This is a genomic window from Flavobacterium sp. (assembly GCF_044376915.1).
In the GTDB taxonomy this organism is placed as follows: domain Bacteria; phylum Bacteroidota; class Bacteroidia; order Flavobacteriales; family Flavobacteriaceae; genus Flavobacterium.
Window position 1 is genome coordinate 1 of sequence record NZ_JBILKB010000152.1, and the last position, 8735, is coordinate 8735.

8 protein-coding genes are annotated in these 8735 nt (G+C 35.8%); 7 read left to right on the forward strand and 1 reads right to left on the reverse strand.

Annotated elements, in window-relative coordinates; translation table 11 throughout:
* The 3 genes from ACIQ6Z_RS10050 to atpG form a co-directional block, all read left to right on the forward strand.
* Positions 1–264 (forward strand): FoF1 ATP synthase subunit delta (locus ACIQ6Z_RS10050; RefSeq protein ID WP_396210735.1); only part of this gene is annotated, 264 nt, incomplete at its 5' end.
* A gap of 23 nt (positions 265–287) precedes the next feature.
* Positions 288–1865, forward strand: coding sequence for a F0F1 ATP synthase subunit alpha (gene atpA, locus ACIQ6Z_RS10055; RefSeq protein WP_396210736.1), 1578 nt, complete (start codon positions 288–290; stop codon positions 1863–1865).
* A gap of 76 nt (positions 1866–1941) precedes the next feature.
* The gene (gene atpG, locus ACIQ6Z_RS10060; protein ID WP_396210737.1) at positions 1942–2799 is read left to right on the forward strand and encodes an ATP synthase F1 subunit gamma; all 858 of its coding nucleotides are present in this window, start codon (positions 1942–1944) and stop codon (positions 2797–2799) included.
* Between the two features lie 207 nt (positions 2800–3006).
* On the opposite strand, the gene ACIQ6Z_RS10065 is transcribed toward atpG, so the two are convergent.
* Complete coding sequence (locus tag ACIQ6Z_RS10065; RefSeq protein WP_396210738.1) at positions 3007–4005, reverse strand: fasciclin domain-containing protein; 999 nt, start codon at positions 4003–4005, stop codon at positions 3007–3009.
* 321 nt (positions 4006–4326) lie between these two features.
* Between ACIQ6Z_RS10065 and ACIQ6Z_RS10070 the strand changes: the two genes are divergently transcribed.
* The 4 genes from ACIQ6Z_RS10070 to ACIQ6Z_RS10085 form a co-directional block, all read left to right on the forward strand.
* Positions 4327–6666, forward strand: a complete 2340-nt coding sequence (locus ACIQ6Z_RS10070) for a prolyl oligopeptidase family serine peptidase (protein WP_396210739.1) — start codon at positions 4327–4329, stop codon at positions 6664–6666.
* 1 nt (position 6667) lies between these two features.
* Positions 6668–7093 (forward strand): GNAT family N-acetyltransferase, encoded by a 426-nt coding sequence (locus tag ACIQ6Z_RS10075; protein ID WP_396210740.1) that lies wholly within the window; start codon positions 6668–6670, stop codon positions 7091–7093.
* Positions 7094–7100: 7 nt separating this feature from the next.
* Positions 7101–7550: a hypothetical protein gene (locus ACIQ6Z_RS10080; protein WP_396210741.1), complete on the forward strand. Its 450-nt coding sequence runs from the start codon at positions 7101–7103 to the stop codon at positions 7548–7550.
* Positions 7551–7577: 27 nt separating this feature from the next.
* Positions 7578–8735: lipopolysaccharide biosynthesis protein (locus tag ACIQ6Z_RS10085; RefSeq protein WP_396210742.1), on the forward strand; the 1158-nt coding region annotated here is incomplete at its 3' end.

Here is an 8735-nt window from a genome sequence, read left to right on the forward strand (position 1 = left end):
GATGTTGCCATTCAATATAATGCTTTGCATGATGAACTTAACGGAATTGAAACGGCGGTAGTAACTACTGCATTTCCAATTTCAGCAGAGTTAGAAGCAAAAGTATTAGCAAAAATTGCAACCTTTTCAACTAAAAATATTACCATCCAAAACATTGTAGATCCAGCCATCATCGGAGGATTTATTTTACGAATGGGTGACAAACAATACAATGCATCTGTGGCAAACAGATTGCAAAATTTAAAAAGAGAATTTAGTAATTAATATCCCATTAAAGATATATCACAATGGCTGAAATTAAACCTGCTGAAATATCAGCAATATTAAAACAACAATTATCAGGTTTTGAATCTGGTGCATCGTTAGAAGAAGTTGGAACAGTACTTCAAGTTGGAGACGGTATCGCTCGTGTTTACGGATTATCAAACGCTCAATATGGAGAGTTAGTACAATTCGAAAACGGATTAGAGGCTATCGTATTGAACTTAGAAGAAGACAATGTTGGGGTGGTACTTTTAGGACCTTCAACAGGAATCAAAGAAGGTTCAACAGTAAAAAGAACACAACGTATTGCCTCTCTTAAAGTAGGAGAACAAGTTGTAGGTCGTGTTGTAAATACACTAGGAGAGCCAATTGATGGTAAAGGGCCAATCGGTGGCGAATTATTTGAGATGCCATTAGAAAGAAAAGCACCTGGAGTAATCTTCCGTCAACCCGTAACGGAACCATTACAAACCGGAGTAAAAGCAGTTGATGCAATGATTCCTGTAGGTCGTGGACAACGTGAGTTGGTTATTGGTGACCGTCAAACGGGTAAATCAACCGTTTGTATTGATACCATCTTAAATCAAAAAGAATTTTATGATGCAGGTCAACCTGTATTCTGTATATATGTTGCAATTGGGCAAAAAGCTTCAACTGTAGCAGGAATCGCTAAAATGTTAGAAGAAAAAGGTGCCATGGCGTATACCGTTATTGTTGCTGCAAACGCTTCTGATCCAGCTCCAATGCAAGTATATGCTCCTATGGCAGGTGCTGCAATTGGTGAATATTTTAGAGATTCTGGTCGTCCAGCGTTGATTGTTTATGATGATTTATCAAAACAAGCTGTTGCATATCGTGAGGTATCTTTATTATTAAGAAGACCACCAGGACGTGAAGCATATCCTGGAGACGTTTTCTACTTACACTCTCGTTTATTGGAAAGAGCTTGTAAAGTAATTAACAACGACGAAATCGCTAAAAACATGAACGACTTACCAGATTCTATCAAAGGAATCGTTAAAGGCGGTGGTTCGTTAACAGCGTTGCCAATTATCGAAACACAAGCGGGTGACGTTTCTGCTTATATCCCAACCAACGTAATTTCGATTACAGACGGACAAATTTTCTTAGATGGTGATTTATTCAACTCGGGAGTTCGTCCTGCAATTAACGTAGGTATTTCGGTATCGCGTGTGGGTGGTAATGCACAAATTAAATCCATGAAAAAAGTAGCAGGTACTTTAAAATTAGACCAAGCACAATTCCGTGAATTAGAAGCGTTTGCAAAATTTGGTTCTGACTTAGATGCCGTTACTTTAAACGTAATTGAAAAAGGAAAAAGAAACGTTGAAATCTTAAAACAAGGTTTAAACTCTCCTTTTACAGTTGAAGATCAGGTGGCAATTATTTATGCAGGTTCTAAAAACTTGTTGCGTAATGTACCCGTTGATAAAGTTAAAGAATTTGAAAAAGATTTCTTAGAATACTTAAACGCTAAACACAGAGATACATTAGACGCGCTTAAAGCAGGTAAGTTTGATGACAACATCACTGACGTTTTAGAAAAAGTAGCGAAAGAAATTTCAGCGAAATATAATTAATTAGTCAATTAGACAATGTGTCAATTAGACAATTAATTGGCACATTGATAAATTGGCACATTGACAAATTAACAAAATGGCAAACTTAAAGGAAATACGTAATAGGATTACTTCAGTTTCATCTACGATGCAAATTACATCGGCGATGAAAATGGTTTCTGCTGCAAAGTTAAAAAAGGCACAAGATGCAATTACTGCAATGCGCCCTTATGCAGAAAAACTAACCGAACTATTACAAAACTTAAGTGCAACCCTTGAAGGAGAAGTAGGTGGTGCTTTTACAGCTCAAAGAGAAGTAAAAAAAGTACTTATCGTGGCAATTACTTCAAATAGAGGTTTGTGTGGCGCGTTCAATACCAATGTTATTAAACAAGCTAAATTAGTTGCAGATACGTATGCCGGAAAACAAGTAGATATTTTTGCTATTGGTAAAAAAGGAAACGACGTGTTGCGCAAAACAAACAACGTAATTGAGGTTCAAAACACTATTTTTGACCAATTAACGTTTGAAAATGCTTCAGACATTGCACAACAGTTAATGGATAAATTTGTTGCCGGCGATTATGATAAAATCGAAATCGTGTACAACGAATTTAAAAATGCGGCAACTCAAATTGTAAGAACACAACAGTTTTTACCTTTAGCTCCAATTGTGGGTGGTGAAGTGGTTGCTTCTGATTATATTTTTGAACCTTCTAAAGAAGAAATTGTGTTGACTTTGATTCCAAAATCATTAAAAACACAATTGTACAAATCGATTAGAGATTCATTTGCAGCAGAACACGGAGCGCGTATGACCGCAATGCATAAAGCAACCGATAACGCTACAGAATTAAGAGACCAATTAAAATTAACATACAACAAAGCGCGTCAAGCAGCTATTACAAACGAAATCCTTGAGATCGTTGGTGGAGCAGAAGCTTTGAATAACTAATTTTAATTTAGATATTAAAGAAAGTCCCGATTTATTCGGGACTTTTTTGTTTTATATTTCAGAAGAATAGTTTTTTATTCATCTGAAATTAACAATTAATGCGCTGTCACATTAGTCGTATTTTAAAAATAAGTAAAAAAAACACTTGCATGATATAGCAAGTGTTTAATTAATTTATTTTACGAATAAGTCAAATAATAAAAAATATTAATTGAATACTGGACGTAATACTTTATTGACTCCATGAATTACCCCATTTGATGCTTGAATGTTAGCTTGGAATACTCTAGAGAGAGTATTAGAAGTATCTCTTATGTCTACAATGCCTGTACCAAGAATTACAGTTGTATTTTGGACTGGACTGGTTATCATAGGAATAACTTGGTTATTTGTCAATTGATTTGAACGTACATTTCCTGCAGTTGTCACATGATATTGTAATACTTTTGTAACTTGCTGTGCTGTTGCACCTACAGCAAATCCTGTTCCAGTAGTAGCTGCAGTAAAAGCTGCATTATTAGGAGCAAATAATGTCGCTGGAGCACTAGCAGTTAGGCCTGATAGAGCACTTAATACGGCACTTTGATTTCCGAAAGTACCACCAGTACTCGTTACAACTGCCTGAAGGGTATCAAATTCAGGGTTAGCAACAACATGATCAACTACAGTTGGAATACGAATTACCGCATTAACGATATGTACTACACCATTACTAGCGTCTACATCAGGAGTAGTAACTTTTACACCAGTAGTTGCTGTTCCTCCATTAATAAAAACATTTGACCCAGACTTTTGGACAAACATACTTATTGTTGGAGCATTTACGGATGAATTTATTGGTGATAATGTAGCAGCATAAGTTGCAGAAGGAATTGCAGCACTCATTATTTCTGAACCTATAACATGGTTTAATAAAATTGACTTAAGCACAGCTTCGTTTACATTATTAACATTAACGCCACTACCAAGAGAAGCGAAAAAAGCGTTAAACGCGTCATTTGTTGGAGCAAAAACAGTAAATTGTCCACTACCATCTAAAGTGGTTGCAAGGTTTGTACGATTAAGAGCAGTAACTAAAATTGATAAATTTGGATTAGCAACTGCAATTTCAGTAATTGTTTTTTGAGAATTGTTGTCCTCATTATCACATGATACTACTAAAGTACATAAAACAACTAGTGTAATTTTTTGAATTAAGTTTTTCATATTTTCATATTTTTTTTGATTAATTGAATCAAAGCTAAATAATTTGTTTAATAAAAATTAAAAAAAGTTAAACAAAAAGTATTTAATTTTTTAATCTAACATATAAAATAAAATAATAATCTAAATAAATTAACCCCGCTCCCGCACGAAATGAAATTCAGCGAAGCTAATCCTATCGTGTGGTAAATTTGTAAGAATCAACCCCGATAGCCCAGAATCCCATTCCTACCCCAAAAAAATTCTCAAAAACACTTCAATTCACAAAACCTTTTTTCCGCATTTACTTTTATTGGTATATTTGTAAGAATCAAACTATTTCCAATGAAAAAATACTGCGGTTTCTTCCTCTTACTTTTCACCATTTTTGGTCAGGCCCAACAGCTTCGTTTAGAAGACATCATGAAAGGCGACGAATTCATCGGGCACCAACCTTCAAATCACCGTTGGTCTATCGATGGAGAAACCGTTTTATTCGATTGGAATCCGAATAACGAAATAGGAAATAGCACGTATTTCTGGAATACTTCGTTAAAAACACCTCAAAAAGTAACGGCATCAAACCCTGTTTATGATATTGATTTCATGCCCACGCAAAAAGAATATGATGTGGTGTATTATACCAATCAAGGCGTTTTGTATGCGTATACTAAATCCACAAAAAAGACTAAGAAAATCATCCAATCTGCTGACCGAATTAGTGCCGTGCAAAGAAGTACCAATTCGGATATTCTATTTTTTCAGCAAAACAGAAATCTATACCAATTTAATACCAAAGATTTTTCGATGGTGATGTTGACCAATTTTAAATCGGGAAAAGAAAATAAAGCAAAAGCAGAAGATTCGTTTTTGAAAGACCAACAAAAGGAGTTGTTTCAATTTGTGCGCGATGAAGCAAAGGCAGACGATTGGTATGCAGCGCAATCCAAATCCAAAAAAGAGAAGTTTCCAAAAGAAATTTTCTTTGATAAATCAGTAGTTGAACAAGTAAAAGCATCACCCGATGGAAAATTTGTAACGTTTCGACTTTCGGATTATCCTACTGAAACTGCAACTAATGTTGAAAATTTTATTACAAATGATGGGTTTACCCAAAGTGATAAAGCACGTGCAAAAGTTTCGACAGCTAATTTAAGCAAACACAAATTCGGAATTTTCAATGTAGCAAAAGACACTACGTATTACGTTTCGTTTGCCCATTTAACCGGAATCAAAGACGCTCCAAAATATTATCAAGACTACGAAAATCTAAAAGGCAAATCGGATTATGAAACCGCAATTGTCATGATGAGTCCGGTGTACAGCCAAGACGGAAAAAATGCGGTTTTAGAAATCAGAAGTCAAGACAACAAACACCGCTGGATCGTGCAATTGGATGTAGCTTCAGGAACCATCACCGAATTAGAGCACCAACACGACGACGCTTGGATTGGCGGACCAGGAATTCCGGGTTATAGTTTTAGTGGCGGTACGTTAGGGTTCATTGATAATTCGACGTTTTATTTTCAATCGGAAGCAACAGGGTTTTCACATTTGTACACGTATAATTTGAAAACCAAACAAAAAGAAGCGTTAACAAAAGGCAATTGGGAAGTTCGTGAAGTAACATTATCCAACGATAAAAAATCATTTTACATCACCACTACCACCACGCACCCCGGCAACAGAAGTTTCTACAAATTAGACATCGCTTCCAAAAAAATGCCCGAAATTCTAACGAAAGATGGCAATTATGAAGTGGAATTATCTCCCGATGAAAAAACGCTTTTGGTGCGTTATTCGTATAAAAACAAACCGTGGGAATTGTATGTGGGAACGAATAAACCAAATGCCGAATTAAAACAAATTACGTTTTCGACAACTGCTGAATTTAAAAAATACAATTGGAAAACACCAGAAGTCATTACGTTTAAAGCCGAAGATGGAACGACAGTTTATGCCCGTTTGTACCAACCAAAAGTAGAAAACAAGAACAAAGCGGCGGTTATTTTTGTGCACGGCGCGGGTTATTTGCAAAACGCACACAATTATTGGAGTACTTACCAACGAGAATACATGTTTCATAATTTGTTAACCGATTTGGGGTACACCGTTTTAGATATCGATTATAGAGCGAGTGATGGTTATGGGCGCGATTTTAGAACCGGAATCTACCGTCACATGGGAGGAAAAGATTTATCGGATCAATTGGATGGAAAGAATTATTTGGTGCAAAATTTAGGCATTGACACCAACCGAGTGGGAATGTATGGCGGATCGTATGGCGGATTCATCACCTTGATGGCATTGTTGACCAAACCAGGCGAATTCAAAGCAGGTGCAGCTTTGCGTTCAGTAACCGATTGGGCGCATTACAATCACGGGTATACGTCAAACATTTTGAATTTCCCAGAAACCGATCCTGAAGCATACAAGAAAAGTTCGCCGATTTATTTTGCGGATAATTTACAAGATAAGTTGGTAATGCTCCACGGAATGGTAGACGACAACGTGCAATTTCAAGACATTGTTCGATTGACACAACGCTTCATTGAACTAGGGAAAAAAGACTGGGATTTAGCCGTTTTTCCAGTAGAAGCACACGGATTTAAAAGGACTTATTCTTGGGTCGACGAATACCGAAGAATTTTAGACTTATTCAACCAAAATTTACTTCAAAAATAAGATGCAACAGTTAATTGAATTGACTACAATTGATGAAATGATGGAGCAATTTCCGCTCATTCAACAACTCTACCCCGATTATTCGACCGAAAAGTATCATGATTTGTTGAGCGCGATGCTTCCGAATAATTACAAACAGTTAATTGTTGTAGCAAACGGAATTACGTTAGGGTTGGCAGGATTTTGGATAGGTACTAAGTTATGGAGTGGAAAATATTTAGAATTGGATAATGTGGTGGTGCATGAAGATTTTCGCTCGAAAGGCATTGGAAGCATCATGACCGATTATTTGAATCAGAAGGCAATGGACGAACAGTGCAACATGATTGTTTTAGATGCTTTTTCCACAAATTTTGGGGCACACAAATTTTATATGAACCATGGGTTTGTGCCCAAAGGATTTCATTTCATCAAATTTTTAAAGTAAAAAAGTCATGAAGCAATTACTTTTACTACTCTTCTCGATAACAATGATCAGTTGTTCAAGTCAGAAAAAAGCCCTTCAAGAAACCCTTCAAGCTTCTTATGAAACATGGGTGGCAGGTGTGCGTGGTGGTGGAAGCGGGATCCATTTTTATGTGGATTTAAAAACACCTTTAAGTAAAGAAATCGAATTAGAAAAAGTAATTTTCAGAGGCTATGAGGTTCCATTTGAGAAAATCGATAGCCTACATTTTATCGCAAGAATAAAAACCGAAGGCAACCAACAAAAATTTGATGGCGATGTTACATCTAAAAGCACTAGCCCTAAAACCCAATACAAATTACATCCCGAAGAAGCTCTTTTACTATTTGTAAAAAGTGGTAAAGAAATCAAAATAAAAATCAAGAAGGTTACTGAAAGACCAATGTTGGAATATCCTTCGGCAAAACCAAAGTTTTAATTACATTTGTTATTCTAAAAATCAGGAATGGGTCTTTATAAAAGTCTTTTTAAACAAACAGCTATTTATGGTTTAGCGACCGTTTTACCCAGAATTATTAGTTTTATTCTGAATCCAATCCTCGTTTATTATCTAACCGATAATAGCGAAATGGGTGAAGTATCTGTAATTTTTTCCTATTTGGTTTTTTTCAATGTCGTAATGTCCTACGGAATGGAAACGGCCTTTTTCCGTTTTTATAATTCAGAATCCAACAAAAGTAAGGTCATATCCACCGCTACCATTTCGATGTTTTGGTCCACGATCATATTTTTTGCTATACTGTTGCTTTTTAGAAAAAACTTGGCGCTTTGGTCTGAAATTAATGTAGAATATGTTGTTTTTGCCCTTTGGATTTTGGCTTTAGACGCGTTAGCGATTATTCCGTTTTCTAAAATTAGAGCCGAAAGCCGTCCTATAAAATATGCCGTAATTAAGATTTCAAACGTATTGATCTATTTGTTATTGAACATTTTTTTCTTGGCATTTTTACCCAAATTAGCTGCCAATTCAAATAATCTATTGCTACAAACCATCTATTACAACAATTTTCAAGTTGGTTATGTGTTTATTTCGGGATTGATGGCAAGTTTGGTCACATTACTATTCGTTTTACCCGATTATTTCAAAATAAAATGGCAGTTTGATGTAGCACTTTGGAAAAAAATGATGCACTATGGTTTGCCTATATTAATTGCAGGAATTGCTTTTGCCATCAACGAACACTTTGATAAAATTCTATTGGATTGGATGCATGTAGATATGGCCGATATTGGAGCCTATTCGGCATGTTATAAAATAGGAATGTTTATGGTGTTGTTCAGAACAGCGTATACCTTAGGAATCGAACCCTTTTTCTTCAGTCATGCCAGTAACGAAAATGCACCACAAACCTATGCTACCATAACGAAGTATTTTGTCATTTTTGGATCATTCATTTGCTTAGGTGTCATCGTTTTTGCCGATGTATTAAAATTATTTTTAGTGCCTAAAGAAAGTTATTGGACTGCAATGGAGATTGTGCCTTTAATTGTATTGGCTAATTTCTTCTTAGGCATTTACACCAATTTATCCGTTTGGTACAAACTGATCGATAAAACGAAAATTGGAGCTTATATTTCAATCGTAGGGGCAATAGTGACCTTA

Coding starts and splice junctions, on each gene's coding strand:
- ACIQ6Z_RS10080 (WP_396210741.1), top strand. CDS start 7,101: ATGAAGCAATTACTTTTACTACTCTTCTCGATAACAATGATCAGTTGT.
- atpG (WP_396210737.1), top strand. CDS start 1,942: ATGGCAAACTTAAAGGAAATACGTAATAGGATTACTTCAGTTTCATCT.
- ACIQ6Z_RS10065 (WP_396210738.1), bottom strand. CDS start 4,005: ATGAAAAACTTAATTCAAAAAATTACACTAGTTGTTTTATGTACTTTA.
- ACIQ6Z_RS10070 (WP_396210739.1), top strand. CDS start 4,327: ATGAAAAAATACTGCGGTTTCTTCCTCTTACTTTTCACCATTTTTGGT.
- ACIQ6Z_RS10075 (WP_396210740.1), top strand. CDS start 6,668: ATGCAACAGTTAATTGAATTGACTACAATTGATGAAATGATGGAGCAA.
- atpA (WP_396210736.1), top strand. CDS start 288: ATGGCTGAAATTAAACCTGCTGAAATATCAGCAATATTAAAACAACAA.